The following is a 25,994-nucleotide window of genomic DNA, read 5'->3' on the forward strand; positions in this document are numbered from 1 at the left end:
TTCGCCACCTTTAAAAAACATTCATATTATTTTCATTAAGATAAATCATATATATACCTCCTTTCAAAAAACCAATAACCAACTTTTACATATTCAATCTTATAACAAGAAATATTGACATCCATTTTTCTTTCAAAAGTAAATTGTTTAGCGTAATATGGAAAACCACTAATACTTATATCCATGGTACTATAAACTTTACCATCAATATTCACATCATATAATAAAAAATCACTACTATTTCTATGACGATATTTTTTCTCTAAGAACAAGCACCCCCTAATAATATTTTTATCATCTAGCGCCAACTGTCTTGCTCTTTTTTCAAAAAAATAATCACTAATAAAAGGTTGAATAATAACCATTATTAAAATTGGATATATTATAAATTTCACATTACCCCTTATCACAACACATTCATAAAATCAAATATAAAAAAATGATTTAAATATTTAATTAAAAACTTAGAAGAACTCATATCTTATTAAACGTTCTATTTCTACACGGCTTTGTTGTACAAACCTATTTTTGACAGCTTATTCAGAAATATAATTTCCAAATGAATAAACCTATAACTAAATTTTATCGCTCAACGAATTGATCCTCTTATAATCAAGCCTTAATCAATCGAGTAAATATATTAATTTGGTTTAATCCTACCACTCAATGGCAGAATGCCATTTGCAACATTACTCCATGAAAAACGTATTTGGGCTGAAAAGAATTTAGCTCAAATTTAACCTAACAGTCTTAAGCAAATATCTGTAACTATCAGCTCAGGTTTGAGCTAGTATACACTATTATAAAAACACGCTTTAAGTATGAGTATATTGAGCCAATTTATTCGCGTTTTTTACTCATTTCGGATAACAAATCCAGTTGTATTTCTTGTATTTGGGCTAACCTATTCCACTGATGCATCAACAGATGATCTAGTTTTTCATTTAAGTGTTGAATTTCTAACTCTGCCTTTAAATTAATTTTATAATCGTTTTGCGAACGCAATCTGTCTTTGGCTTCCTGTCTATTTTGGCTCATCATAATCACAGGAGCTTGAATCGCTGCAATACAGGATAAAATTAAATTTAATAAAATAAAGGGATATGGATCGGCAGGGTGCGTAACCATGACCACTGTATTGACAATAATCCAAATGGCGAGGAAAGTCGCAAAGCACATAAGAAAAGCCCAACTACCACCAAAGGTCGCAATTTTATCTGCCAGCCTTTCCCCTAAAGTCCAATTTTGATCCAACTGATTTTCAACATTTTTGGTGATCACTTCATGTTGTTGCAAACTTTTAATCACCTCATATTCAAGATCAGTCACCTCCCCCTTTTCAGACTTTAACAGTGAATGAACATACTGAATTCGATATTTGGTTAAGTCTGCTTGGCATATATAACTTTGAGGCGACCATTCTGGAAAATCATGTGAAATTTCTTCGGTAATAGATTTTCGTATTGCCCCCATAGGAATGAGATTTTTAATGAGGAATTTCTGCCCACAGACTAAACATTCATGACTTTGATTTTTTTCGCTCATGTTCGTTCTCTTTTATAATCATTATTGGTTTTGGGGAGATAAACATCATCGAACAAATTTTAAACCAATGTCAAATTTTCAGCACCTCTAAGATTAGCTCCTCATTAAGTTTTTTCTAGACAGTAGCCATGAATAAAAAAATGCCACAGATATAATCATAATTCTGTGTCTTAAATAAGACTAAACAAGTCCATATCATCAGGCTAAAAATTAAAAAAATCCAGCTTTAGAGCAAGGAGACAATCAATGCCTAACTCCGCAAGGCCTATGCGTTTAGGTCTACTTTTTCATGCCATATTACTCACAGGTATCGCCGCTAACGTAGAAGCGAATACACCACCTGTAATGTTGACTTATCCTAAAGATTTTATATACCCAGATGTAGATCATGGTCTAAATGAAAGCCTTTATCCGAATGAGGCCGCCACTGCTAAAGAAATCGCGAACATCATTGAAATGACGATCCGAAAACAATATGCCACAGATATCGCGCTACGTGATGCACATCCTAAAGCACATGGTTGCGTACGCGCAGAATTTAAAATAAATGAGACATTGCCTCAAAACATGGCTTATGGTGTTTTTATTCCAGGAAAAACTTATCAAGCGTGGATTCGTTTTTCGAATGGATCGAGTAATGCAAAACAGGCGGATATAAAAAAAGATGCACGCGGCATGGCGATCAAACTTTTAGCCGTGCCAGAGAAAAACCTTTTAGATGAACCTGCGTCTACGCAAGATTTAATCATGATCAATCACCCTGTATTCTTTGTAAATGACCCCGCTCGTTATCTATCATTTATGCAAGATATCAATAGCGATCGATTTCTAAAAAAACTGCATGTCCCTTTTGCATTAGGAACGAAAGGAACTTGGATTGCCTTAAACACTAGAAATAAAATTTCAAATCCACTGCAAACCAGATACTGGTCTATGGTTCCCTATCAGTTAGGAGTCGGCGATCATCGTCAAGCAGTAAAGTACTCTGCTCGTGCATGTTCAAGCGTTGTTAGCCCGATTCCAGCTACTCCTCAAAAGGACTTTTTAAGAGAGACACTTCGAACGACGTTACAAGATCGTGATGCCTGCATGGAGTTTTTAGTACAACCTCGGACATCCAGCGCAATGTCTGTTGAAGACTCGATGACGGAATGGAAAGAAGACCAAGCTCCCTTCTATAAGGTGGCCACTATTCGTATTCCTCAGCAAGTTTTTGATACCCCTGAGCAAAATAAGTTTTGTGAAAACCTATCCTTTACACCATGGCATGCATTAGCTGAACATAAACCACTGGGTGCGATAAACCGAATGCGCAAAGTCATATATGACCAGATTAGTCGCGTCAGACATGAAATGAATTCGGCTAAACAAACAAACGCTAACAATGTCGGAGATCAATAAGGAGTCCTATGGTTAAACTCGATGGCCTATTAATCTGTGTGTCTAAAGAAGAAGTCCATCTGGTGATGAAACTCCTTCCAGAACATATTGAATTAACTCATCAAGAAGAAGGCTGCATTTCTTTTGAGGTCAAGCAAAGCCACGACCCTTTTATCTGGGAGGTGCTAGAAGTTTTTGATAGCATGAAAAGTTTTAAGCATCACCAAAGTAGAACGGCCTCGTCCATTTGGGGAGTGAAAACACAAAATATTAAACGACAGTATAAAATATCTGAGGGTGAATAAGGTTTAACTTTCTAGCTATAAAATGACACTTCTATGACTAAAACTTGAAATAGCCCTCAAATGAAAGCTATCTCTATTCAGACCTTAAAATTTAAAATGTTCTGTACTAAAAAACACAATGAAGAATAGCGATTTTTGTATGGATCATCATGCATTGAGCAGGTGTTAAAGCTAAGAGCTTTTTAGTGAGCAATCGCTGCTGCTTTGGGTTTAAAAGCCACCAAACAAAAGACGATAAAAGCACATAGAACAAAGGATGCGCCAAATCGACTCAGATCCAACCCTCCGTGACTAATGGGCTTATCTAGGAAATCCCCCAGTACGGCACCTAATGGTCGCGTGAGTACAAATGCAGCCCAAAATAAGAAAGTTCTAGAGATTTTGGTCCACATATAAAGCATCGTCAGCAATAAAAGTAAACCGCCAAAGATAAGTGCGGCACTGGTATAGCCCAAACCTTGCGTATCTGCTGTCCAATCCCCTAGCGCTGTGCCCAATGTTTGGGAAAACATGATAGTCAGCCAATAAAACGCTTCACTTTTAGAAGATTGAATACTCTGTACCGCAATTGACCCACTGCTGTAGTACCACGCCAATAAAGATAAAATAAGCAAACCAAATAAGATTAGACTGCCACCTAAATAGCCCAGTCCTAAGGTACGATCAACATAGTCCGCTATAGTTGTCCCTAGAGTTGTTGTTGCAATAATTGTAGACCAATAAAAAAATGCATTATATTTTTTGGCCTTAATCTGTGCTGCAACAAATATTGCAAAAATAATGGCGAAGATGCCTGTACTTACGATATACCCCAGATTAAGCGACATGGATAAGGCATCCCCCGCTGTTTCACCCAGTGTTGTTGCCGCAATTTTAATGATCCAAAACAGCAAAGTGACTTCAGGCACCTTGCTCAGCACTTCATGCAGTGTTTTTTCTTCAGTCATGATACGCACCCAAACCTTATTCTTTTGTCTATGCTGAATAATAGTGCTCACAACTGAAATCAATCTTAAATTTCAAAGACCTCGCCCATAGAGGCTGTTTATGGCTTTCAACACCACAACATCTATAGACTTTTCATTCGCTTTCTAATTTGACTTAAAAGCAAGCTGAGCTGAGTTAAACAGCTAAGCTCATGTTGTCGCTCGCTACCCGTAAAGACAGCTGTAAAATAAGCCATGACAAATGTTCTATTCGCATCAATTTATTTGCGATATTTTTGAATTCACCTGATTGACCCGTCTATAAGTAAAGGGTTTAGCTTAATGGAACAATGAACGAATGATGGAAACTATGCTTACTGTATCTCGCTTAGCGAAAAAACTCGGGTTATCCAGAACGACTATTCTCTATTATGAGAAACAGGGTTTATTAAAACCAAGCTTAATCGCTGAAAATGGATACCGGTGGTACGGTGAAAGTGAAATTGAGCGTCTTAAAAGCATCATCTCTTACCGGTCTTACGGACTATCCATTTCAGATATTCGCTTGCTTTTAGAACCACTTAGCATATCCCAAAGGCAGATCTTGGAAAATCATTTTCGGGCATTGGAACAAGAGATCAATAACTTAAGAGCTCATCAAAAAGCCATCATTGAGTTATTGAAAAAGTCCATTTTATTAAAGGAAAAGTTCGTGAATAAAGCCAAATGGGTAGAGATTATGATCGCAGCAGGTTTATCAAAAGAAGATATGATTAAGTGGCATCAAAAATTTGAAGAGATGGAACCTGAGGAGCATCAAAAATTCTTAGAGTCACTCGACATGACACAAGATGAGATTACGGCTATTCGAAGCTTATAGTGCTTTTTAGCTCTCAATATTTGAACATTTGAAAATCAAACCCAATGGCTCTCATCTAAGGGCTATTGAGTTCACTGCTTACCTATCGTAAGCATTTTTTATCCCTAAATATTATTCCTGCACCAACAAGCAGATCATCCTAAAGACCGCCAAAACTGAAGATTAGAAGTCGTTAGGATGATCATTGGCGATTAAAAGGTCCAAAACAAAAAACTTTATTAAAAAATGACTGGTCAGAACTTTTCATTGAATTCTAATTGAAAATATATATATTGAGTCTCCGCATCCACCATAAATATGTGATTTTAAAAATGATTAAAAGCTTAACATTACGTAATTTCTTCGGATTAGGCATGGCTATCATGATTTCTCAATCTGCTTTTGCACTAGAGGGATTAAGCACAGAAGAAGCCAACACCATTGTGAAAGAAGATATTGCAGCAGCGCAAGTCATGACCGAATTTTGCCCTGCTTTGGTGGGTCAAGGCCCTAAAATTGAAAGCAACATTCAAACTTTAATTCAAACCTATTTACAAGACTACTCAGATAAATCGATGACCTATGCAAAATTGCAGTCAGACAGCGAATACCAATCGATTCTGAAAGAAGCTCGTACAGATGCAAAGGGTACTGACAAAGCAGAACAAAAGTCAGTATGTGATGACGTTGTAAACTTTGAAGGTTAATTCAAGTTCTACATCTATATCGTAAAGAAAGGATGAATAATGGGGTTATTCATCCTTTTTTATTGGACTGAAAAATGTAAAAACGATGAAGCGACTTCAACAGCTTCTATACATTTTTGCGCTTACATTTACTTAAAATTTGTTTAAGCTCATCCTATTATGGCAACAACATATATGCACTTAGGGTTTAGAATGAATTTGAATGTAATGAAAAAAGTGATTTTGGCAGTTTGTGGTTCTTCTTTGATTGCCATCGGTTCGGCTCATGCAGCCAATAAAGACGAAAATATTGAAGTGACTCCACTGCAACAAGTGACGCAGCAAGAGTTGGCTGCAATTTATGTCCTGTCAGAAGTTTGTCCAAGTCTCGTTTCAGACCAAAGTCAGTTTGAAAATGGCTACAACACTTTGGCCAAAGAGTATCTACCACAACAGAAAAACCCGACCGAATACCTCAAAAATCTCAGCAAAGAGAAAAAATTTAAGCCTATTTTAGCCGAAGCTCAAGCCGATGCGAAAAAAGCAGGTAAAGTGAAAAACCAAGAAATTTGTAAAGAATTGAGCACTTACAGCAAATAATACCAATTGGTTACAATATCTTTGAAATAAGCCGATTTCTCCCGTAGAAGTCGGCAGAACTTTGTCCTAAAATGCAAAGCTCTCGTGCTTATACTAAAGAAATCGGAACCCCTTAGAATGATTCAAAAAAGCGCCCTTGCTGCGGCATTACTCGTACCAAGCATTTCATTTGCAGCAACTGTCTTATCCTCACCACCAGAATTAAATAATAAATCATATGTGCTGATGGATTATGAGACTGGGCAAATCCTCGCATCTAAAAATGAAAATGAAAAATTAGCACCAGCGTCAATGACAAAAATGATGACGAGTTTCATTATTGAGCAAAAGTTGTTGGCGGGCGAGCTAACCGAAGATGAAAAAGTTCGGATGAACGAGTCTGCTTGGTGTCGTGGTAGTAGTTCGGAATCATGTATGTATGTGCCGTTAAATGGTACTGCGACTGCATTAGAGATGTTACGCGGCATTATCATCCAATCGGGTAATGATGCATCTAAGGCTATGGCTGAGCACATTGCTGGGAACGAAGGTACTTTCGTTCACATGATGAACACTGAAGCAAAACGTATCGGCATGACCAATACCAGCTTCATGAACTCAACAGGTATGCCTGCTGAAGGTCACTACTCGACCGCTAAAGACATGGCAACGCTTGCACAGCACATCATTCACGACAGTTCAAAATATTATCCGATTTATTCTGAAAAAGAATTTACCTTTAACGGTATCAAACAAGGCAACCGTAATGCCCTGCTTTATACTGACCCAAGTGTCGATGGTTTAAAAACTGGTCATACTGACGAAGCGGGTTATTGCTTAACAACTTCGGCTAAACGTGGCCCAATGCGTTTGATTTCTGTGATTTTTGGTGCGCCAAGCATGCAAGAACGCGCAACGCAAACACGTGAAATTTTAGCGTGGGGTTATGCAAACTTTGAAACTAAAAATGTTCAAGCTGCGAACCAAGTTTTAGCAAAATCAAAAGTGTGGTTTGGTAAAGAAAGTGACGTACAAATTGGTTTAGCTGAAACCTTTAACGTGACTATGCCTAAAGGCCAAGCCAACGCAATCAAAACACAACTGGTGGTTCAACCGAAACTGACTGCACCGTTGAAAAAAGGTCAAGTGGTTGGTAAATATGTAGCAAGCCTTGATGGTAAAGTGATTGCTGAAAAACCACTTGTGGCGCTAAAAGATGTTGAAGAAGCAGGTTTCTTTGCACGTATGCTTGACCACATCAAACAATTCTTCTCAAACTTATTCTAAGTAATATTTAGACTTAAGTTAAAGCATCCACACCTCGGTCTGGGTGCTTTTTTATTTTATAATGGGCACCTATGCAAAGGCAGAACACCAACATGGCTAAAAATATTCGCCCCTATTTGAACAGCACTCCACAGCTTGGCAACAACTGCTATATCGATGACATGGCAGTGGTGATTGGTGATGTCATCTTGGCTGAGAATGTCTCTGTATGGCCTTTTGCCGTGATTCGTGGTGATGTGAACCATATTCGGATTGGTAAAAACTCGAATGTACAAGACCATGCAATGCTGCATGTTAGTCATAAAAAAGTAGATAAACCAAATGGCTCGCCTTTAATCATTGGTGAAGATGTTACCATTGGTCACCATGTCACCTTACATGGCTGTACCATCGGCAACCGTGTTTTGATTGGTATCAATAGCATTGTTTTGGACGATGTCATCATTCCTGACGACGTTATGATTGGTGCAGGAACACTGGTTCCCCCAGGGAAAGTGCTTGAGAGTGGCTACTTATATGTCGGTAGTCCTGCCAAAAAAGTTCGTCCTCTGACAGAAAAAGAGTTGGCATTTTTACCGTACTCAGCACAAAACTATGTCAAAGTATCGGGGCATTATTTAGAATCATAATCATTGGGAGCATTTTGCTCCCCCCTTTTTTAATATCAGCTCAAATCACAAGCATCACATTCAAAAATGCTGAATCTGCGGATTAATCCTTCTCAAACGCTGTCACTAAAAAATCAATTAGGGCTTTTACCGATGGTAATAAGCCACGTCGAGAGGTATAAGCCAGTTGAATCAGTTCGGGTTTTGGCTCCCAGTTTGGAATCACTTTGACCAAACGCCCTTCTTTTAAATCATTATGAATAATCAGCTCTGGTAACTTGGCAGTCCAAGTCCACCACAATACCTACATAGCCTAGCGGATGAAGACAATACCTAAAGCTTGGAACTAAGCTACTAATTTTATATTCATAACATAGCCACCACCGCCTAAATTTTGTAGAATACTCCTTTTACCCCATGGTGCTTTTACATGACCGCTTGGACAGCTCACGTCACCGTCGCAACTGTTGTTGAAAAAGACGGAAAATTTCTATTTGTAGAAGAGCATACTGCGGGTGTGACACACACTGTATTTAACCAGCCTGCAGGCCATGTTGAATCAGGTGAAACACTCATCGAAGCTGCCATTCGTGAAACTATGGAAGAAACTGGACATGAAGTGTCTATAGATGCGTTATTGGGCATTTATACCTATACACCACCCATGTTTCCAGACCGCACGTATTATCGTTTCTGCTTTTTAGCGCAGTCACTCCATCACCATCCAACCGCCGAACTCGATACAGGTATCGTGGGTGCAGTATGGATGACTTTAGATGAGCTGCTCGAAACGGCTCGTGCACGTAGTCCATTGGTGATTAAAGCGGTTCAAGACGCACTCGCGGGGCAAAAATATCCTTTATCGCTCGTTTATGAGCACCAAAATTCTCCCCTTATTTCAAGTTTGGATGCCTAGTCCCATGCAACAACGTGTCATCGTCGGTATGTCGGGTGGTGTAGATTCATCTGTTTCTGCTGCTCTTCTTCTTCAACAAGGTTATCAAGTTGAAGGTCTTTTCATGAAGAACTGGGAAGAAGATGACGGTACGGAATACTGCACAGCTATGGAAGACTTAGCCGATGCTCAAGCCGTCTGTGACAAACTAGGGATTAAACTACACACCGCCAACTTTGCTATGGAATATTGGGATCGTGTATTTGAGCATTTCTTAGCGGAATATGCTGCAGGCCGTACTCCAAACCCAGATATTTTATGTAATAAAGAAATCAAATTCCGTGCGTTCTTAGATCATGCTATGCAACTGGGCGCAGACTTTATTGCGACTGGTCACTATGCGCGTCGCGGCGAAACCACGACCAACTCTAAAGGTGAGGAATATGCACCTTTACTGCGTGGTTTAGATAAAAACAAAGACCAGACCTATTTCTTACACGCTGTACATGGCCGTGAAATTAATAAGACGTTGTTCCCTGTAGGGGAAATTGAAAAGCCTGAAGTACGTAAAATTGCGGAACAATATGACCTAGTCACAGCGAAGAAAAAAGACTCAACGGGCATCTGTTTTATTGGTGAACGTCGTTTTAATGACTTCTTAAAACAATACTTGCCTGCACAAGCTGGAAAAATCGTCTTAGATGATGGCAAAGAGGTTGGTGAACATCACGGCTTAATGTACTATACGCTCGGTCAACGCGGTGGTATTGGTATTGGTGGTTTGAAAGGTGTAGCTGAAGGCGCATGGTTCGTTCTACATAAAGATATTGAAAACAACCGTTTGGTGATTGGTCAAGGTCATGAACATCCACTGATGCAAAGTACTGCGCTTTGGAGTGAAACGATTGACTGGGTCGCAGGTGAAATGCAGATTCCTGAAACAGGTTTCCGTTGTACCTCACGGACGCGCTATCGCCAAGATGACCAAGATTGTGTGATCTTTAATGATCCGACTACCCCAGGTGGCGTACGTGTTGAGTTCGATGAACCCCAACGTGCCGTGACTCCGGGTCAGAGTGTCGTATTCTACTCAGGTGAAGTTTGTTTAGGCGGTGGTGTGATTCATCATACCAATGCTCCTAAACCTGATTTTATTTAAAGGATTTTAAGACATGGCTGAGTTACCGTTTCAACAGCCTCAAACTTTGAACGAACGCCAAAACCGAGCTTTGGCGTTGGCGGCTGTTTTTCAGTCCGCGCAACTGACGCATATGACCGCATTGAGCGGTCAACAAAGTATTGGGGAAAGCGGTAACTTCTATTTAGAGCAGTTGATTAAAGCCAGTTTAAATATCCGACCGAAGGGCAACCAAAGCGGACAAACTTTAGACTTCTTTCATCAACTGGCGGACATCTCCTTAGGACTAAAAACCTTAGAAAGTAGCATTACCCAGCCCTTTAATACCTCACCCAAAACTAGAATTCCTAAATTATCCACTGCTAAACTTCCCATGACCTATGCCATGGCGCTCTTACAACTCGAAAAGAAAGTGTATAGCAACCCCAAATTCATTGAAATTATTGAACAGTCCCAACAAAAAATCTTAAGACAGCTTTCTTTTTTCGATAATAACTATTTACATCCAAGCATCATTGCCAACCTCGCTCAAACCTACGTCGACACCGCGGGACAAATTAACCCACGCATTATGGTGCGAGGAAATGCAGAAGCATTTAAAGACTCATCGCATACCAACCGCATTCGAGCTTCCCTCTTTACTGGCTTACAAATGGCACATTTATGGCGTCAGCTCGGTGGAAGTTCATGGGGCATGGTGTTTAGCAAACGCAAGTTGCTTAAAGATATTCAAGATCTCGCTCGTTTACAGTATCAGGTGATTTAACACATGATCGACGGGCTTTTTAGTTTTACGTTTAATTCCAAAGTTTAAGGAATCGCTATGAACGCTTTAACCGCACTTTCTCCATTAGATGGACGCTACGCTAGCAAATGTGATGCGCTTCGTCCTTTCCTCTCTGAGTTTGGTTTAATCCATGCTCGTGTGACTGTTGAAGTGCGTTGGTTACAAGCGCTTGCAAACCGTCCAGAAATCACTGAAGTGCCTGCTTTCAGTGCTGAGACCAATGCTGCACTTGATGCAATTGTTGCTGACTTTTCTGAGAACGACGCCAACCGTATTAAAGACATCGAACGTACAACGAACCATGACGTTAAAGCGGTTGAGTACTTCCTGAAAGAAAAAATTGAAGGCATCGAAGAGCTTAAAAATGCAGGTGAATTCATCCACTTTGCATGTACGTCTGAAGACATCAACAACTTGTCTCATGCATTAATGCTGAAAAGTGGTCGTGATGTATTGGTTGCATCTATGCAGCAAATCATTGACTCAATCGTGGCATTGTCTGAAAAGCATGCTGACCAACCTATGTTGTCTCGTACACATGGTCAGACGGCAAGCCCAACCACTTTGGGTAAAGAAATGGCAAACGTAGCGTACCGTCTTGCGCGCCAAATCAAACAATTCAAACAAGTTGAGCTTTTAGGCAAAATTAATGGTGCGGTAGGTAACTATAACGCTCACCTTTCTGCTTACCCAGACATCAACTGGCCTGCACACTCACAAGCATTCGTTGAGTCTTTAGGTTTGAGCTTTAACCCGTACACCACTCAAATTGAGCCGCATGACTACATGGCGGAACTATTTGATGCTTTACGTCGTTTCAATACGATTTTGATCGACTTTAACCGTGACGTTTGGGGTTATATCTCGCTTGGTTTCTTCAAGCAAAAACTCAAAGATGGTGAAGTTGGTTCTTCAACGATGCCACACAAAGTAAACCCTATTGACTTCGAAAACTCAGAAGGCAACTTAGGCTTAGCCAATGCTGTACTTGCGCACCTTGGCGAAAAACTTCCAATTTCTCGCTGGCAGCGTGACCTAACGGACTCAACTGTACTACGTAACATGGGTGTTGGTTTTGCACAAAGCTTGATTGCTTTTGAAGCTTGTTCAAAAGGCATTGGTAAACTTGAACTGAATGCTGCACGTATTGATGAAGACTTGAACAATGCGCAAGAAGTTCTAGCTGAACCAATTCAAACTGTCATGCGTCGTTACAACGTTGAAAAACCATATGAAAAACTAAAAGCATTAACTCGTGGTCAAGCCATGACACGTGACATGATGGTTGACTTCGTCAATGGTAATGAACTTGAAGCTGTGCCTGCTGCTGACCGCGCACGTTTAGCGGAAATGACACCTGCAACCTATACAGGTAACGCAGCTGAACAAGCAAAACAAGTTGCTGACTTAATTTCTAAAATCTAATTGTTAGAAATTGAAAAAAAAGCGAAGCTTCGGCTTCGCTTTTTTATCTATAATGCAAACAAGAATCTCCTATATGCATAATTGAAAAACCAATAAAAATGATGACAATCCTGAAAAGTACAGCAACGAAAGCTCACCTTGACTATCAACTGAAAAAGCCTCATTGGATTGCACTCATTGTACTTGCTGTCGCCATTGCTTTCGCATCGATCCATCCCCTTGAACTCAGCTCTTATATTTTGCATCAGGTCGGAACCGTATTCATGTTGGTGACGCTGATCATTTGTCTTTATAAAATGGGGCTCAGCTTAATCAGCTTTATGCTTTATATTGGTTTTTTGCTGATTCATATACTCGGTGCGCATTATCTATATTCTTATGTACCCTATAATGAATGGTCTATCCAATATTTAAATATAGACCTCAACCAGAGTTTAGGTTGGACACGGAATATGTATGATCGCTTTGTACATTTAGCGTACGGTTTGCTGCTCTACCCGTTTTTCTACCGTCTGTTTCAAGTGTGGCTGCCTCAACTTTCTAAACTCACCCTATTCTTGCTGGTCATTCAATTTGTGATGGCAAGTAGCCTCATTTACGAATGGATTGAATGGTTTATTGCAATGGGCTTATCACCTGAAGATGCTGAAAATTACAATGGGCAACAAGGTGATATTTGGGACGCACACCAAGACATGCTTTTAGCCACAGTTGGTGCAATCATCACAGGCATAGCCTGTCTATTGAAAAAGTAGTCCTTTGTTTGCTGCCATCCCTATAACACAACAAATCACGACTATTACAGGACTCATTCAAGTATAAATGATTTGTGCATCAGCTTTAAAAACACAATAAAAAACACCACGTCAGGCGTGGTGTTTTTAACTCTCTTAGTCTTTCGCAGACTCATCTGTTGGCACTTCAGTAATTCGTCCACCGCGAGCAAGAAATGCCGCAACTTCGTCTTCAAGTGCTTGGCGTTGTTTTAATTTTGCAGTCACCGTCAGTGTTTCAGCTTCGGCAACATCACCATCACTTGCAGCATTATCAGAAGAATCTGATGCGCCTTTTTCTGCTGCTTGAGCTTCGTCTTCGTCGACTGCTGAGTCTTCTACATCATCATAATCATTTGAATCAGTCATCTTAATCTCCCCACAAATGACATTTTAGGTTCCCATGAATTACTGGTTTCCAATTATGTTGAAATTTAACAAGCTCTCAGCCTTTCGCATAGTCTTATTCAACGGAAAATCGTATCTTTTTTAATCAAAATCGTAATCTTATTTTACGACTGGCTAAAAATTAACACTTCCTTTCTTAGACAGCATAACGCGTCTCTTTGAGTAAGCCTAAACCATTGGCCTGTGCCATAAAAGCATCTTTTAATACAGGCAGTTTTTCAACCTGTTTCAAACCAAAGTTTCGCGCCCACACCACAGGAAAGAGTTGTGTGGTTTCCATCCAACCGATGGCAGACATGCTATGCATCATGGCATCATTTTGTCCTTTACGGCGGTGTTCATAGCGTTTCAGTGTTTGCTCATGTGCCCACACGCCACGTGCTAGATCATGTAGTAATACATCACACAGTACAGCCGCATCAAGACAACCAATATTCACACCTTGCCCCGCCAACGGATGAATCACATGAGCCGCATCACCAATTAAAGCCAAGCCCGCTTTGACGTATTGCTGTGCAGCACGTGCTTTGAGTGGGAAAGTGGCACGCGGTGTCGCGTCCAATACTTCGCCTAACATGTGATGACTTTCTCGCGTTAACAGCTGGGTAAATTCAGCATCTGAAAGTGCAGCATATTCTTCTGCATAATCATCGGGGAGCGTCCATACGATAGACTGCCAATGTCCTGCTTGCTCTGGTTTTAAACTCGCCATTGGTAAAAATGCCAAAGGCCCCGTTTCTAAAAAAATCTGACGTGCAACGTGTTGATGAGGCTGTGCAGTGCGAATGGCACAGCTTAAACCAGCCTGTTTGTAGTCCAGCACATCGATATCGATAAACGCTTGTTCCCGTACAAAAGAGTTTGCACCATCTGCACCAATCACCAGTTTGGTTTTCAACACCGTACCATCGGCCAAATGGATATACCATAGCCCAACACCTTCTTCGACACGCGTAACTTTAACTTGGGTGCGGTAATCGTTGAGTACAGCAAGCATCTGCTGTTGAATGGCTAAATTAAGCAAACTTGGCTCAACCATAGAACCGAGGGCTTGTTCGCCATGTGGTTCCTGCTTGGACGCATGACCAAAGTTAATTTCACCATAGCCATTTTTATTCCACACCTGCATGCCGCTATACGGCATCTGGCGGGCAATTTTATCCCAAACATCAACGGTTTTAAGTAAGTGTATCGTTGCCTGACTGAGTGCCAAAACACGTGGGTTTGCAACACTTAAGTTTTTTTGTTCATCTAAAATAGGTGCAGCATCCAGTACGGTAGCCTGCACACCGCCTTGCGCCAAAAGCAAAGCTGTCAGCCCACCGACCAAACCACCGCCAATGATCACGACATCTAAAACATCAGTTTGAACATGACTCATGCTTTTAGCCCCATGGCATAGTTGGCAACGAGTGGTTTAATACCTGGAATCGTATCAAATGCGACCAGACCAGTATTACGAATAAACTTTAAGATTGGATTGCTATTACTAAAGCCTCGTACCACCGAATCACAGAACTTAATTACGCGTTGTTGATCGGTCAAACGTGAAGCTTCATAGGCTTGTAACATCTCAGCATCGCCCAAGTCGGCATTTTGCGCAATTTGCTCCGTTAAATAACGTACCAAGACGTGCGCATCTCGCATACACAAGTTAAAACCTTGCCCCGCAACGGGGTGAATGGTATGCGCAGCATTACCCATTAAGACCACCCGTCCTACGGCCTGCTTTTCGGCTAGCACTTGTGACAATGGAAAACTAAAACGCTTACCTGTTTTTTGGAACTTTCCTGCTCTGTCGCCATAGGTTTCTTGCAAAGCATCTAAGAAATGTTGGTCATTTTCATCACCCAACCATTCACCTTCTGTGCCTTTTTTCACAGGCCAAACTACTGAACGACGGTATTCACCTGGAAGCGGCAACAGTGCCAATGGCCCTAAGCTACTAAAACGCTCAAAACCCACATGGTTGTGCGGTTTTGAGGTTTGTACCGTGGTCACGATAGCGACCTGATCATAATCATGTTCTGAAGCACCAATTCCTAAGGCTTTACGGCAGAATGAATCACGTCCATCTGCAGCAATGACAAGTTTTGCTTGCAGTGACAGTTGTTCTTCTCCACGACTGGCTTCTATGTAGGCCATATCGGCATCTTGGGTCAGTTGGGTGACTTGTACACCATCAATCAGCTCAATGAGTGGCTGTTTTTGAACTTCCGTCAGTAGCACACGACCGAGCCATGCATTTTCGATGACCTGACCGAAACTTTCGACTTTTTCTTGTTCTGCTTTAAGGCGCGCCTTACCAAAGCTACCTTGCTCGGTGATATTTACTTCTAAAATAGGCGTTGCATGTTCTTGTAAAGCGCTCCATAAACCCAGTTCTTGGTAAATTTGAACTGTACGACGAGACAAGGCGCTGTTTCTTGCATCAAAGCTAGAGTGGTATGGCGCAAGGTTTTCATCATCATAATTTGGGTATTTGATCGCCTCTAAAAGCTTCACCGCAATGTTTTGTTTGGCTAACATCAACGCCAGACTGAGTCCGACCATACCACCACCAACTATGATGACTTCTTGTTGCATGCTTCTATCCTTTTTATGGCGTATCTAAAGTCAAAAACTTCAAATACCTCTAAGTTTTAATGGATTTATATTACATCAAAGATTTTCTTTTTTATAATGAAATGGATGTTTTTACGTACTTTCAACGTAAAGTGTCATGCCATGATTTCTGAAAAGACAGTCTTAAAGTGCCCTCAAAACTTCTTCAGAACACTGTTTAAACAGACTTATAAGAAATGTGCAACTTTAAACAAATAATGATCATGAAAAATGAATAATATATAAAAAAGCCCAACCACTTCAGATTGAGCTCTTCAATAAAACATAAGCAATTGAATTTAAAATGTAATTTAAAGGATTACGTATAAGGTGTATTATGTTATTTTTAGCAAATTTAAACATTTACCTTATAATTCAACTGTAGTTCATCCGCATTTCTCCCTCTAATGCCCCAGTTTTCTTTAGGAGTTTCAGATATAGTTATCTCAACATCATTTGAATCAATACCGCATAGATTGTTTATATTTTCGAATAGAGACCTAATAAATGCTTTTTTAGTCTCTTTTGTTCGTCCATCGAACATAGAAATTTCAATAATTATATAAGATTTACTGCGATCTACTGGATATACAAAATTCTTGGATTCTAGGGCTTGTTGAGAATTAACAAAGGCTACTGATTAATTTATAATAGTACTATGGATAGATACATACTTACTGATGCCCAATGGGCAAAAATGGAACCTTTTTGCCTAGGTAAAGTGACCGATCGAGGTCGTAGTGGAAAAGATAATCGATTATTTTTAGAAGCAGTCCTATGGATTGCCCGTACAGGCAGTCCATGGCGTGATCTACCTCCTCATTTTGGTAAATGGAATACCGTCTTTAAAAGATACCGTGATTGGGTGAAAGCTGGTGTATTTGAAACTATTTTTGCATCTGTAAATGAAGATGTTGATTTGGAATACGCCATGATTGATGGAACGATTGTTAAAGTTCATCGACATGGGCAAGGTGCAAAAGGGGGACTTTCAAACAGTCTATAGGTAAATCTCGAGGTGGAATGACCTGTAAAATTCTTGCCTTAGTGGATAGTCTAGGCAACCTTATTAAATTTCGATTAATGCCTGGTCAATATCACGATTTAGTAGAAACCAAACCTTTAATTGAAGATGTTGATTTTCAAGCATTACTGGCTGATAAAGCATTTGATGCAGATTGGCTCATCCAAGAACTCAATGAACGTAAAGTGAAAGTGGTGATCCCACCTAAATCTAATCGAAAAGTAATGAGAGCATTTGATACGATTATGTATAAATGGCGTCATCTCATTGAAAACTATTTCTGTAAGTTAAAAGAATTTAAACGTATAGCGATGCGTAGTTGTAAAACAGATACGAGTTTTGAAGCCATGATTCAATTGTGCGCGAGTTTAATTAACTCTCGGTAATTCTCAACAGACCCTAGTGCGATAAAACGTTGAAACCTTTTCTCTTCAGGGTATTTTAATTCTTTAACTAAAGCCTGATGGATAGCTTTACTTAAATTATCACGATGTAATTCTATTGTTTCATTTAAAGCATAAATTTTTATCTGAGACATTACTTTCTCTAAATTAAAACCCTAATTTTAGCTTAGTTTCTCCCCTATTTAACATAATGGCGCTTATACGCAACAAGAGTATTAGAATTCAATCAAAGTGCTTCTAGCTCCTTTAGCACAATCCTCAACGTTCGAATTGCGGAAGCACGAAAAACAGCATTTGTCCAATCAGCAGAAGGATTTTTATCTGTCTAAGCGATTGCTGCAAGACATTGAATGCCAACATAGAATAGAAATTTCATTTTAGGCACAGTCTGCTTATACGTACATACCCAACCCTCTAAAAAAGCATTTCGTAATTCTAAATCAGAGAAATCTATATCCACCCAAATAATTTTAACTAAATCATAGACCGCATCTCCAATACGAGCAGCGTCGAAGTCTATAATACCCGAAACCTGATTTTCTCTGTCTACAAGGATATTTCGCCCAATATAGTCACAATGCAGTAAATGAAGCTGTGTCGGCTCACATATCGCTTTAGCGTATTTTTGTAACTGATTCAATTAGTCGCAAAACTCATGATAATCAGATGACAATGGATTTATACGTGACATCCATTTTGAGATCATTAATTCTAATTGTTGCTTCCACAATACCCAATGTGTTGATAAGCCGTCTCGATCTTGCCAGAACCTCATATTCAATATGCGCGTTTGTGGAAGCGCACGATGAAGTTCGCCCAAAGCTCGTCCTGCATTCCCAAGCAAAGAGATTTTCTGTACCCGCGTACAATTTTTTAATACTTGATCGACTTGCCTACCTTTTATGGCACTCATGACAAGGATAGAAGAACCTTCCCATTCAAACTTATTTAATACATTTGGGGTTAGTGGAAATTCTTTGAGAGCTTCTAAGATGTTACAGTAACGATCATTAGCCGTTTGAATATTTGCTATTTTGATAAAGACTTCTCCTTGAGAGGATTGCCCTTGATACACCGATGCCCCATTTCGCTGTGTAACTAAATCTAACGTCTTTGCCCGAATCCTATGCTTTAAATCAGATAAATCTTTCATGCTGCCTAATTTCTGTTGTGAATAAAAATGATGATGAAATAACTAAATTTTTTTATTTATAAATATTAGAATTATTGCAAAAGTCAAAAAACGATCATTTATTGGCAATATAATGAGTGTTGAATGTCACTTTTCTCTTGGTGAGAACGTCAGGATGAGGGATGATTCTTCATATAAATCCTCTCCCTAGCCCTCTCCTTTGAAAAGGAAAGGGAACTTTCATTGTGATTTCAATACAGTTCAAAAAACGACTTATGCAAGAACACTATTCTACTTGTCTATTTAACAACTCCATAAACACCTTATAAAAAATAAAAGCCGATCTCATGATCGGCTTTTATACAGTAAATTATATTTATCGCGCCATTAACGCTTCAATCTCTTCTACCGACTTCACCACTTTCGCAGTCAAATTCAGTGGACCGTTTTTGGTTGCTACGATGTCATCTTCAATACGAATACCAATGCCACGCCATTTCACATCAACCGTTTCATCATCAGGTGCAATGTACAAGCCTGGTTCAACCGTCACCACCATGCCTTCTTCATAGGTACGCCACACACCTTCTTGCTTATATGAACCGACATCGTGCACATCCATACCGAGCCAGTGTCCTGTACCATGCATATAAAACTGACGGAAACTTTCCTTTTGGATTATCTCTTCAATATCACCTTGCATAATCCCCAGATCAAGTAGACCTTGGACTAGAATGCGCACAGCAACATTATGTGGTTCTTTATACGAGTTGCCTACACGCACTGCGTCAATTGCAGCAAGTTGTGCATCGAGAATTACATTATAAAGAGCTTTTTGCTCAGGGCTGAACTTTCCATTGACGGGGAAAGTACGGGTGATGTCTGAAGCATAATATTCATATTCACACGCTGCGTCGATCAGCACCAAATCGCCATCTTTTAGCTCTTTGTTATTCTCTACATAGTGCAAAATGCAAGCGTTTTCACCACCACCGACAATGCTGTTATACGACGGTACACAGCCATTTTGACCAAATACATAATTCAGCTCAGCTTCTAGAGCATATTCCATCATGCCTGGCTTAACAGTTTGCATGGCACGAGTATGCGCTTGTGCGGAAATATCTGAAGCTGTTTGCATCAATGCAATTTCTTGTTCTGACTTAAACAAACGCATTTCATCTAAAATACGATCGAGCTGTATCACTTGTGCAGGTGCAGCAGTCCCACGACGTGACTCACCATTGGCCGTCGTGATCCATTTTGCTACACGCGCATCAAATTCGGGCTGTTGCCCAATACGATAGAATAATTTTTCTTTGCTTAAGAGTTTTTCAATGATTTCTTCATCTAACAAATCTATCGCATACGCTTCGTCAGCTTCATAGTCGTCTACCGCGCCATCCACACCCGCGCGATAACCATTCCAGATTTCCATCTCGCGGTCACGTTCACGGCAGAACAAACTGTAGCTGTAGCCGTCTTCATCGTCTTCGGCAAAAGTTTCAATGACCGCCACGGCTTCGGGCTCAGCAAAACCAGTTAGATAAAAAAAGCTGCTATCGGTACGGTATTTATAGTCTGCATCACGATTACGCATCGCCACTGGACTGGTTGCAATAATGGCAATACTGTTCGGACCCATTTGTGCAGCCAAACGGTCACGGCGTTCCTGAAAATCCACTTGCGTTAGTTTCATGTTTGATCTGTCTTTTTTATACCAAAGAATAAAAGTGCCACGCGCACCCTATCATGTACGCGCAGCAAGTCTTATGCCAATCAGCTTGGGCGATGCGGCGTAAACATTTCTACAACATTGTTCGCGTCTGTTACAGAACGATCAATTTGTTGCTTGTTATGAAAGTGTTTAAGCAGCGAACTTTCATCAACCGCAATCTTTTTACGGCCTACAGATAAGCTCACAGGAATTAAACGTACAAACTCGTATAACTCTTGATAGCTCTCTTCACCTTCTTCGTCATCATCGGTTTCTTCAAACTCAACTGCCGCGACATCTTGTAAATGTTCGATCAGTTCCATTTCATCTGGGCGAATATGACCAGACGCCAAACCAAAGCCCAGCACTACGCCTGCGCACCAATCAGCCAAAGCTTGTACACGGTCTGCCAGCGTATGAGTGTCATCGGGAAGTAACGGTAAATAGTCCAACTCATCATCAGAAAGTGCATGTGCGACATCTTCTGCTTCATCGGCTAACAAAGCCAAAGCTTCTTCACTTAACTCTGGAATTTCCAAAGTCGTGAGGATGTGTTGCCACTCTTCACGGCTCGGTGCCTGAGTTACACAAATGATACCTGTAAGTAAACCATGTAACTCACTTGGGCTAGAAATCTCTTCAATTTTAGAAAAATTTGGCTGCCATTCTGACCAACCTGAAATATCGTCTTGCATTCGTTTATCCAATCTCTATACTTCTTATATATTACCTTTGTTTGCAGCACTGTGCGACCACGATATGTTAGAAGAATTACAGCGTCTACAGGCGCATATTGGCGTTTTAAAAACGCGACTTGCTCATTTTGAAAGTGAAAATAGCACTTTAAATGCAGCTAAACTGGATGCTGAAGAACAGCACCGTTCTCAAGTTGTGCAAAAAAATAGCTTAATTACGCAGAAGCAAGAACAAATTGACGATTTAACTGAGCAATTAAGCAGCGCTCAGACCCAATATCAACACTTAAACACTGATGCGACTGCTTTGGCCGATCGTTATAGTCGTTTGGAAAAAAGTTGTACGGATTTAAAAAATCGCTTTCAGGAAATCTTGGCTGAACGTAATGAATTACGTGCAATTAAAGAAAAAATGAACAATGATCAGCGTCAAGCTCAGCAAGAAATCCAAGCACTTCAGCAAGAACGTGAAAGATTGTTACAAAAAAATGAGCATGCTAAAGCTAAAGTCGAAGCCATCATCCAACGTTTGGCTATTTTAGGCACAGAGCAAGATCATCACGCGCAAGAAATTCAACAACTTGCCCACCCTACTGAAGCTGGCGAGGAAGTTTAATCATGAGTGAACCAATTACCGTTGAATTACGTGTCTTAGGTCATAGCTTTCGTTTAGTCACAACGGAAAAAGAAAAAGCCGACCTTGAACGTGCAGCCCTGCTTTTAAATGATAAATATGATGAATTTCGCCGTAAAGCGCCACGGGTAGAACCCAGTAAAATTATCATTATGGTGGCACTAGAGTTAATGCAAGAAGTGTTGTCGATGAATAAAACACTGCAAGAGTATGCACACGCAGAACGATTACTGGCAAATATTATCGATGATGTTGCGGAACTTGTTTAAACTCGACTTAATTGAATAAAGTATCAACACTTACTCCAGTTGTTTACAGTTCGTAGTGGTGTATGAGTTGCCATCAGCGTGAGATTCGTTATACTTAAGGCAACTCTGAGGTGTTCGCCAGCGGGTCTATTCCCCTGCCGATACTTAAACTTATGGATGTGTTCTGTATATTTAGAGTGTATGCCCACTTTCATGTGGGAAACCCAGCAAGTATACGTCGCGTCCACCTTGAACTCATCGGGTTCAGGGTAACGACACATGCAGCGGCATCTTCGGAGTACTTTATTTAGTTAAAAATAATAATTACATACATCGCTAATACTCTTTCATTTTTATTTTTCAAGCTTATTATTTTAATTTAGTCCCACTACTATCCAAATTAACCAAAGTGATTATTGAATATCTCTATCTCGTTAAATAACGTTTTATTGGACTATTGAATCTTTATCGAACCATTTTTCTACTTCATTTATCCATAAGACAAAACTAACCAACCCTCAACTTTTAAGAATTTCAAAACGAAAAACCTGACTTAGCTGAATGCTGCATCAGGTTTATTCACATGATTTAATTTTTTTAGCAAATCGATCCAATAATATGCTCTGCGTGACAGGTCACTCCCTGCTGAGCTATCAACTGAATTACCCCGCTTTGATGTGCAAGTACAGGGACTTCCATTTTCATGGCTTCCATAATCGCCACCACTTGCCCCTCTGCGACCTGCTCCCCGTTTTCTACTTTCCAAGCGCTAATTACGCCATTGATTGGTGCAAGTATGTGTTCAACACTCACTGCTGTTTCTGTAGCTGGTTGGTTTTGAGACGTCATTGTAGGGTTTTGTGCAAACATGCCCGCAGGTAAGCCTAAACGGTGTAATTTCCCATCAATTTCAATATAGCTGAGTAACATCGGCTGTTGATGATTCGGAATACTGCGTTTCGTTGGCTTTAAGTCCTGTTTAAAATCATTTTCAATCCAACGAGTATGGACACCAAATGTGTCGGTAAAATCAGTTTCATTTAATACTGCTCGGTGAAAGTCTAAAACCGACGCAACCCCTTCAATTTTAAATTGCTTCAGCGCACGTTTAGCGCGGGCAATCGCAACCTCACGTGTTGGACCTGTGATAATCAGTTTGGCCATGAGTGAATCAAAATGTCTCGACACCAAAGAGCCTGTACGAACACCTGTGTCTACGCGTACGCCCTGACCAAACGGGGCTTCAAATAAATTCAATACACCAAATGCAGGAATGAAGCCACGAGCAGGGTCTTCAGCATTGATACGAAACTCAATGGCATGCCCTTGCACTTTCGGGGTTTCTTTGATTGAAAGTTCATGACCTTGAGCCACACGAATTTGCTCGACTACCAAATCGACTTTGGCCGTTTCTTCAGTAACAGGATGTTCCACCTGCAAACGGGTATTAACCTCTAAAAATGAAAGCTTTCCATCACGGCTCAGCAAATATTCAACGGTACCCGCACCGACATAGTTAGCTGCCTGACATATATTTTTAGCCGAAGTTAAAATTTCTTCATAAATTGCATCGCTGATAAAAGGCGCTGGCGCTTCTTCAATCAGTTTTTGATTACGACGCTGTAGCGAACAATCACGTGTGCCTAAAACCACAACATTGCCATGTTGATCGGCAATCACTTGTGCTTCAACATGGCGTGGTTGATCTAAGTATTGCTCAACAAAACACTCACCGCGGCCAAAAGCGGCTTGTGCTTCACGTACAGCCGAATCATACAGCTCCTTTACATCTTCCAGTTTCCAAACGACTTTTAAACCGCGACCACCACCGCCAAAAGCGGCCTTAATCGCAATAGGTAAACCAAACTGCTTTGCAAACTCGAGTGCTTCATCAGCATTATTTAAGGGGTCTTGTGTACCATGAACTAAAGGTGCGCCCACTGAAGCGGCTATCTTACGTGCTTCAATTTTATCACCCAACTTTTCAATGGCACTTGGTGACGGCCCGACCCACTTTAAGCCTGCATCAATTACGGCCTGTGCAAATTCAGCACGTTCAGATAAAAAGCCATAACCTGGATGCACCATGGTCGCCTTGGATTTTTTAGCAACCTCAAGAATGGCTGGAATATTCAAATAGGTTTCACGTGCAGTTGCACCCGCCAGCCCCCATGCTTCATCCGCCAGTTCGACATGCATACTGTCCATATCGTCATCGGCATATAACGCAACTGAGCTAATACCCATATCACGGCAAGCATGAATAATACGAACGGCAATTTCACCACGGTTTGCAATTAATAATTTTTCAGTAGTCATCATTCATTCTCAAAATCTGTAAATTCGGTCATTTTTTTAAATTTGATTTGGCACCCTGCTGGAATCTGTGCCACCAAATCCCTATGGTGCTTCGCCACAGCCGCAATGACGGGGTAACCACCAGTTAAAGGATGGTCATTCATAAACAGTACAGGTTGACCACTGGGTGGAATCTGTAAGGCACCAATACAAGTTCCTTCACTTTCCAACTCATGGGTAATTTTGCGTTGCAATGGTTGTTCACCTGAAAGCCTCAGTCCAACTCGATTGCTTTCATTAGTCACAAGCCAAGCTTGCTGACATAAGCGCTCAATGCTCTCCGCTTCGAACCAATCCGTTCGCGGTCCCATCACAATGTCGAGCTCTACTACATCGCCGACTTTGGGCAAGTGTAACTTCGCAATTTCGGTATTACTGATATTTGAAACTTCAACCTGTCCTTGATAAACCGTATCCCCCATTTTTAGAGGTTCTGGTCCTAATACGGCCAAACTATCAAATGAGGCGCTATTCAGCACAGGCTGCACGTCGATACCACCACGAACCGCCAGATAATTCCTCAGTCCAGCCGTCGGTGCTTGAATCTGAAATTCATCACCCTCATCAAGGGCAATCGCTTGATAACTCTCAAAGTCAGCCTTTTGGCCATCACTAAATTTCACGTGGATGTTTGAAATTGCTCCCGTAACCGAAATGACTGCGGACTGATGCATTTTTGCTTTCAAACCACCATTTAAAACTTCAATCACAGGCGTCGGAGTTGGGTTACCGACAATTCGATTTGCACTGTGCATCGCCGATACATCCATCGCCCCTGCAACACCAACCCCAATCTTGGTCTGATTAAAACGTCCTTCATCTTGGATCAGCATCTGTAAACTCGGTGCTGTTACCGTAAACAAAGGCATGGATTGTTTGGGCTCAACTGTACGAGTGACTTGCTGTGCTACGCTAACCGTGGTCGGTTGATGTGTAACATCTTCAAAATGTACCGTCATCCCCGGTAACAGTAGCGCTGGATTTTTACGTTCCAAATCCCACATTTTTTCAGCAGTCGTACCAATCAGCTGCCAGCCCCCCGGACTATCTTTCGGGTAAATCCCTGAATATTGTCCTGCCAGTCCCAAAGAACCCGACGGTATTTTTTTACGTGGCACAGTTAAGCGAGGAATATCTGTAAAAGGTCGATCGGGACTGCTCATATAAGCAAAGCCCGGTGCAAAGCCGATAAAAGCCACATTCCAAACACTTTGCTGATGTTTCAAAATCACATCAGCAATTGAAAGCCCTTGTAACTCTGCAACTTGAGCAAGATCTTCGCCCGTATAGCAGATAGGAATAATCAGCTCTTGGACATTACGCTCACCGCCTGAACCGATTTTTACAGTCTGAATCGAAGTAACCAATGTTTTAAAGCTGGTCTCGATTTCATTAAAAAAAACCAAAATCGTTTTTGCAGCAGGGACTAAGTCTTTAATTCCATTCAATTGCATCGTGTGCAATTTATTGTACAACGCCAATGTTTCCTCTAGGCTGGCAAGCTCTATAAGAAAACAATCCGCGTTTACCGATAAAAAACGCATATGCCTATCCTTTTAAGTATTCTTTAGTGCCGC

26 protein-coding genes, 1 other RNA gene and 5 pseudogenes are annotated in these 25,994 nt (G+C 40.6%); 17 read left to right on the forward strand and 15 right to left on the reverse strand.

Annotated elements, in window-relative coordinates:
• Nucleotides 1-35: 35 nt before the first annotated feature.
• On the reverse strand, nucleotides 36-395 hold the full coding sequence (locus AC4CU2_RS10970) for a hypothetical protein (protein ID WP_125274682.1): 360 nt from the start codon (nucleotides 393-395) through the stop codon (nucleotides 36-38).
• Nucleotides 396-559: 164 nt separating this feature from the next.
• Here AC4CU2_RS10970 and AC4CU2_RS10975 point away from each other — a divergent pair.
• Nucleotides 560-670: pseudogene (locus AC4CU2_RS10975) on the forward strand (IS5/IS1182 family transposase); the annotation flags it as partial.
• Nucleotides 671-840: 170 nt separating this feature from the next.
• Here the strand turns inward: AC4CU2_RS10975 and AC4CU2_RS10980 are convergent.
• Complete coding sequence (locus AC4CU2_RS10980; RefSeq protein WP_078388870.1) at nucleotides 841-1,545, reverse strand: DUF1003 domain-containing protein; 705 nt, start codon at nucleotides 1,543-1,545, stop codon at nucleotides 841-843.
• Nucleotides 1,546-1,791: 246 nt separating this feature from the next.
• On the opposite strand from AC4CU2_RS10980, the gene AC4CU2_RS10985 reads away from it, so the two are divergent.
• Nucleotides 1,792-2,946, forward strand: a complete 1,155-nt coding sequence (locus tag AC4CU2_RS10985; protein ID WP_490768834.1) for a catalase family protein — start codon at nucleotides 1,792-1,794, stop codon at nucleotides 2,944-2,946.
• 8 nt (nucleotides 2,947-2,954) lie between these two features.
• Nucleotides 2,955-3,230, forward strand: a complete 276-nt coding sequence (locus AC4CU2_RS10990) for a putative quinol monooxygenase (protein ID WP_151836993.1) — start codon at nucleotides 2,955-2,957, stop codon at nucleotides 3,228-3,230.
• A 182-nt stretch (nucleotides 3,231-3,412) separates the two neighbouring features.
• On the opposite strand, the gene AC4CU2_RS10995 is transcribed toward AC4CU2_RS10990, so the two are convergent.
• Nucleotides 3,413-4,177, reverse strand: a complete 765-nt coding sequence (locus AC4CU2_RS10995) for a COG4705 family protein (protein WP_087010640.1) — start codon at nucleotides 4,175-4,177, stop codon at nucleotides 3,413-3,415.
• Nucleotides 4,178-4,514: 337 nt separating this feature from the next.
• Between AC4CU2_RS10995 and AC4CU2_RS11000 the strand changes: the two genes are divergently transcribed.
• The 5 genes from AC4CU2_RS11000 to AC4CU2_RS11020 all read left to right on the forward strand — a co-directional run bounded on the left by AC4CU2_RS11000 (nucleotide 4,515) and on the right by AC4CU2_RS11020 (nucleotide 8,196).
• On the forward strand, nucleotides 4,515-5,036 hold the full coding sequence (locus tag AC4CU2_RS11000; RefSeq protein WP_279698914.1) for a MerR family transcriptional regulator: 522 nt from the start codon (nucleotides 4,515-4,517) through the stop codon (nucleotides 5,034-5,036).
• A gap of 311 nt (nucleotides 5,037-5,347) precedes the next feature.
• Nucleotides 5,348-5,722, forward strand: a complete 375-nt coding sequence (locus AC4CU2_RS11005; protein ID WP_010326344.1) for an MCR_0457 family protein — start codon at nucleotides 5,348-5,350, stop codon at nucleotides 5,720-5,722.
• 192 nt (nucleotides 5,723-5,914) lie between these two features.
• On the forward strand, nucleotides 5,915-6,301 hold the full coding sequence (locus AC4CU2_RS11010) for an MCR_0457 family protein (RefSeq protein WP_279698915.1): 387 nt from the start codon (nucleotides 5,915-5,917) through the stop codon (nucleotides 6,299-6,301).
• Nucleotides 6,302-6,418: 117 nt separating this feature from the next.
• Nucleotides 6,419-7,567, forward strand: a complete 1,149-nt coding sequence (dacC, locus tag AC4CU2_RS11015) for a D-alanyl-D-alanine carboxypeptidase PBP5/6 (protein ID WP_004694204.1) — start codon at nucleotides 6,419-6,421, stop codon at nucleotides 7,565-7,567.
• 92 nt (nucleotides 7,568-7,659) lie between these two features.
• On the forward strand, nucleotides 7,660-8,196 hold the full coding sequence (locus AC4CU2_RS11020) for a gamma carbonic anhydrase family protein (protein WP_279698916.1): 537 nt from the start codon (nucleotides 7,660-7,662) through the stop codon (nucleotides 8,194-8,196).
• Nucleotides 8,197-8,278: 82 nt separating this feature from the next.
• Here AC4CU2_RS11020 and AC4CU2_RS11025 read toward each other — a convergent pair.
• Nucleotides 8,279-8,458 (reverse strand): annotated as a pseudogene (locus AC4CU2_RS11025) (LysR substrate-binding domain-containing protein); the annotation flags it as partial.
• 147 nt (nucleotides 8,459-8,605) lie between these two features.
• Here AC4CU2_RS11025 and AC4CU2_RS11030 point away from each other — a divergent pair.
• From AC4CU2_RS11030 to AC4CU2_RS11050, 5 genes are all read left to right on the forward strand, one after another.
• Nucleotides 8,606-9,091, forward strand: coding sequence for an NUDIX hydrolase (locus AC4CU2_RS11030; protein ID WP_058869272.1), 486 nt, complete (start codon nucleotides 8,606-8,608; stop codon nucleotides 9,089-9,091).
• A 4-nt stretch (nucleotides 9,092-9,095) separates the two neighbouring features.
• Nucleotides 9,096-10,229, forward strand: coding sequence for a tRNA 2-thiouridine(34) synthase MnmA (gene mnmA, locus AC4CU2_RS11035; protein WP_281963508.1), 1,134 nt, complete (start codon nucleotides 9,096-9,098; stop codon nucleotides 10,227-10,229).
• Between the two features lie 13 nt (nucleotides 10,230-10,242).
• Nucleotides 10,243-10,974: a high frequency lysogenization protein HflD gene (gene hflD / locus AC4CU2_RS11040; protein ID WP_490768835.1), complete on the forward strand. Its 732-nt coding sequence runs from the start codon at nucleotides 10,243-10,245 to the stop codon at nucleotides 10,972-10,974.
• A gap of 57 nt (nucleotides 10,975-11,031) precedes the next feature.
• A complete protein-coding gene (purB, locus tag AC4CU2_RS11045; RefSeq protein ID WP_078389641.1) occupies nucleotides 11,032-12,420 on the forward strand; it encodes an adenylosuccinate lyase in 1,389 nt (462 codons plus the stop codon).
• 98 nt (nucleotides 12,421-12,518) lie between these two features.
• On the forward strand, nucleotides 12,519-13,175 hold the full coding sequence (locus tag AC4CU2_RS11050) for a DUF2238 domain-containing protein (RefSeq protein WP_114836852.1): 657 nt from the start codon (nucleotides 12,519-12,521) through the stop codon (nucleotides 13,173-13,175).
• 135 nt (nucleotides 13,176-13,310) lie between these two features.
• On the opposite strand, the gene AC4CU2_RS11055 is transcribed toward AC4CU2_RS11050, so the two are convergent.
• The 4 genes and pseudogenes from AC4CU2_RS11055 to AC4CU2_RS11070 all read right to left on the reverse strand — a co-directional run.
• Complete coding sequence (locus AC4CU2_RS11055) at nucleotides 13,311-13,562, reverse strand: hypothetical protein (RefSeq protein ID WP_004694228.1); 252 nt, start codon at nucleotides 13,560-13,562, stop codon at nucleotides 13,311-13,313.
• A gap of 175 nt (nucleotides 13,563-13,737) precedes the next feature.
• The gene (locus tag AC4CU2_RS11060) at nucleotides 13,738-14,982 is read right to left on the reverse strand and encodes an FAD-dependent monooxygenase (RefSeq protein WP_490768836.1); all 1,245 of its coding nucleotides are present in this window, start codon (nucleotides 14,980-14,982) and stop codon (nucleotides 13,738-13,740) included.
• Nucleotides 14,979-16,187: a 2-octaprenyl-6-methoxyphenyl hydroxylase gene (gene ubiH, locus AC4CU2_RS11065; RefSeq protein ID WP_490768837.1), complete on the reverse strand. Its 1,209-nt coding sequence runs from the start codon at nucleotides 16,185-16,187 to the stop codon at nucleotides 14,979-14,981. The genes AC4CU2_RS11060 and ubiH overlap by 4 nt, the downstream gene beginning before the upstream one ends.
• Before the next feature lie 373 nt (nucleotides 16,188-16,560).
• Nucleotides 16,561-16,818, reverse strand: a pseudogene (locus AC4CU2_RS11070) (tautomerase family protein); the annotation flags it as partial.
• A 45-nt stretch (nucleotides 16,819-16,863) separates the two neighbouring features.
• Between AC4CU2_RS11070 and AC4CU2_RS11075 the strand changes: the two are divergent.
• Nucleotides 16,864-17,615: pseudogene (locus AC4CU2_RS11075) on the forward strand (IS5 family transposase).
• 14 nt (nucleotides 17,616-17,629) lie between these two features.
• Here the strand turns inward: AC4CU2_RS11075 and AC4CU2_RS11080 are convergent.
• The 5 genes and pseudogenes from AC4CU2_RS11080 to AC4CU2_RS11100 all read right to left on the reverse strand — a co-directional run.
• Nucleotides 17,630-17,767, reverse strand: a pseudogene (locus AC4CU2_RS11080) (tautomerase family protein); the annotation flags it as partial.
• A gap of 191 nt (nucleotides 17,768-17,958) precedes the next feature.
• Entirely contained in the window at nucleotides 17,959-18,273 is a 315-nt protein-coding gene (locus AC4CU2_RS11085) for an aminoglycoside phosphotransferase family protein (protein WP_291389423.1), read from the reverse strand.
• Entirely contained in the window at nucleotides 18,274-18,786 is a 513-nt protein-coding gene (locus AC4CU2_RS11090; protein ID WP_490768838.1) for a hypothetical protein, read from the reverse strand. It lies immediately after the preceding gene.
• Between the two features lie 355 nt (nucleotides 18,787-19,141).
• Nucleotides 19,142-20,464 (reverse strand): Xaa-Pro aminopeptidase, encoded by a 1,323-nt coding sequence (gene pepP, locus AC4CU2_RS11095; RefSeq protein ID WP_010326329.1) that lies wholly within the window; start codon nucleotides 20,462-20,464, stop codon nucleotides 19,142-19,144.
• 80 nt (nucleotides 20,465-20,544) lie between these two features.
• Nucleotides 20,545-21,177, reverse strand: coding sequence for a UPF0149 family protein (locus AC4CU2_RS11100; protein ID WP_062034495.1), 633 nt, complete (start codon nucleotides 21,175-21,177; stop codon nucleotides 20,545-20,547).
• A gap of 64 nt (nucleotides 21,178-21,241) precedes the next feature.
• Here AC4CU2_RS11100 and AC4CU2_RS11105 point away from each other — a divergent pair, with 64 nt between their 5' ends.
• From AC4CU2_RS11105 to ssrS, 3 genes are all read left to right on the forward strand, one after another.
• Complete coding sequence (locus AC4CU2_RS11105; RefSeq protein ID WP_234951478.1) at nucleotides 21,242-21,793, forward strand: hypothetical protein; 552 nt, start codon at nucleotides 21,242-21,244, stop codon at nucleotides 21,791-21,793.
• Between the two features lie 2 nt (nucleotides 21,794-21,795).
• A complete protein-coding gene (locus tag AC4CU2_RS11110; RefSeq protein WP_004694243.1) occupies nucleotides 21,796-22,080 on the forward strand; it encodes a cell division protein ZapA in 285 nt (94 codons plus the stop codon).
• Between the two features lie 99 nt (nucleotides 22,081-22,179).
• Nucleotides 22,180-22,363, forward strand: a non-coding RNA gene (gene ssrS, locus AC4CU2_RS11115) — 6S RNA.
• A gap of 293 nt (nucleotides 22,364-22,656) precedes the next feature.
• On the opposite strand, the gene AC4CU2_RS11120 is transcribed toward ssrS, so the two are convergent.
• Together AC4CU2_RS11120 and AC4CU2_RS11125 are read right to left on the reverse strand one after the other, a co-directional pair.
• Nucleotides 22,657-24,378, reverse strand: a complete 1,722-nt coding sequence (locus AC4CU2_RS11120) for an acetyl/propionyl/methylcrotonyl-CoA carboxylase subunit alpha (RefSeq protein ID WP_490769233.1) — start codon at nucleotides 24,376-24,378, stop codon at nucleotides 22,657-22,659.
• A complete protein-coding gene (locus AC4CU2_RS11125) occupies nucleotides 24,378-25,961 on the reverse strand; it encodes a 5-oxoprolinase subunit B/C family protein (RefSeq protein ID WP_490768839.1) in 1,584 nt (527 codons plus the stop codon). Before AC4CU2_RS11125 ends, AC4CU2_RS11120 begins: the two co-directional genes overlap by 1 nt.
• Nucleotides 25,962-25,994: the final 33 nt, after the last annotated feature.

It is taken from the genome of Acinetobacter sp. 797_lipA (genome assembly GCF_058243025.1).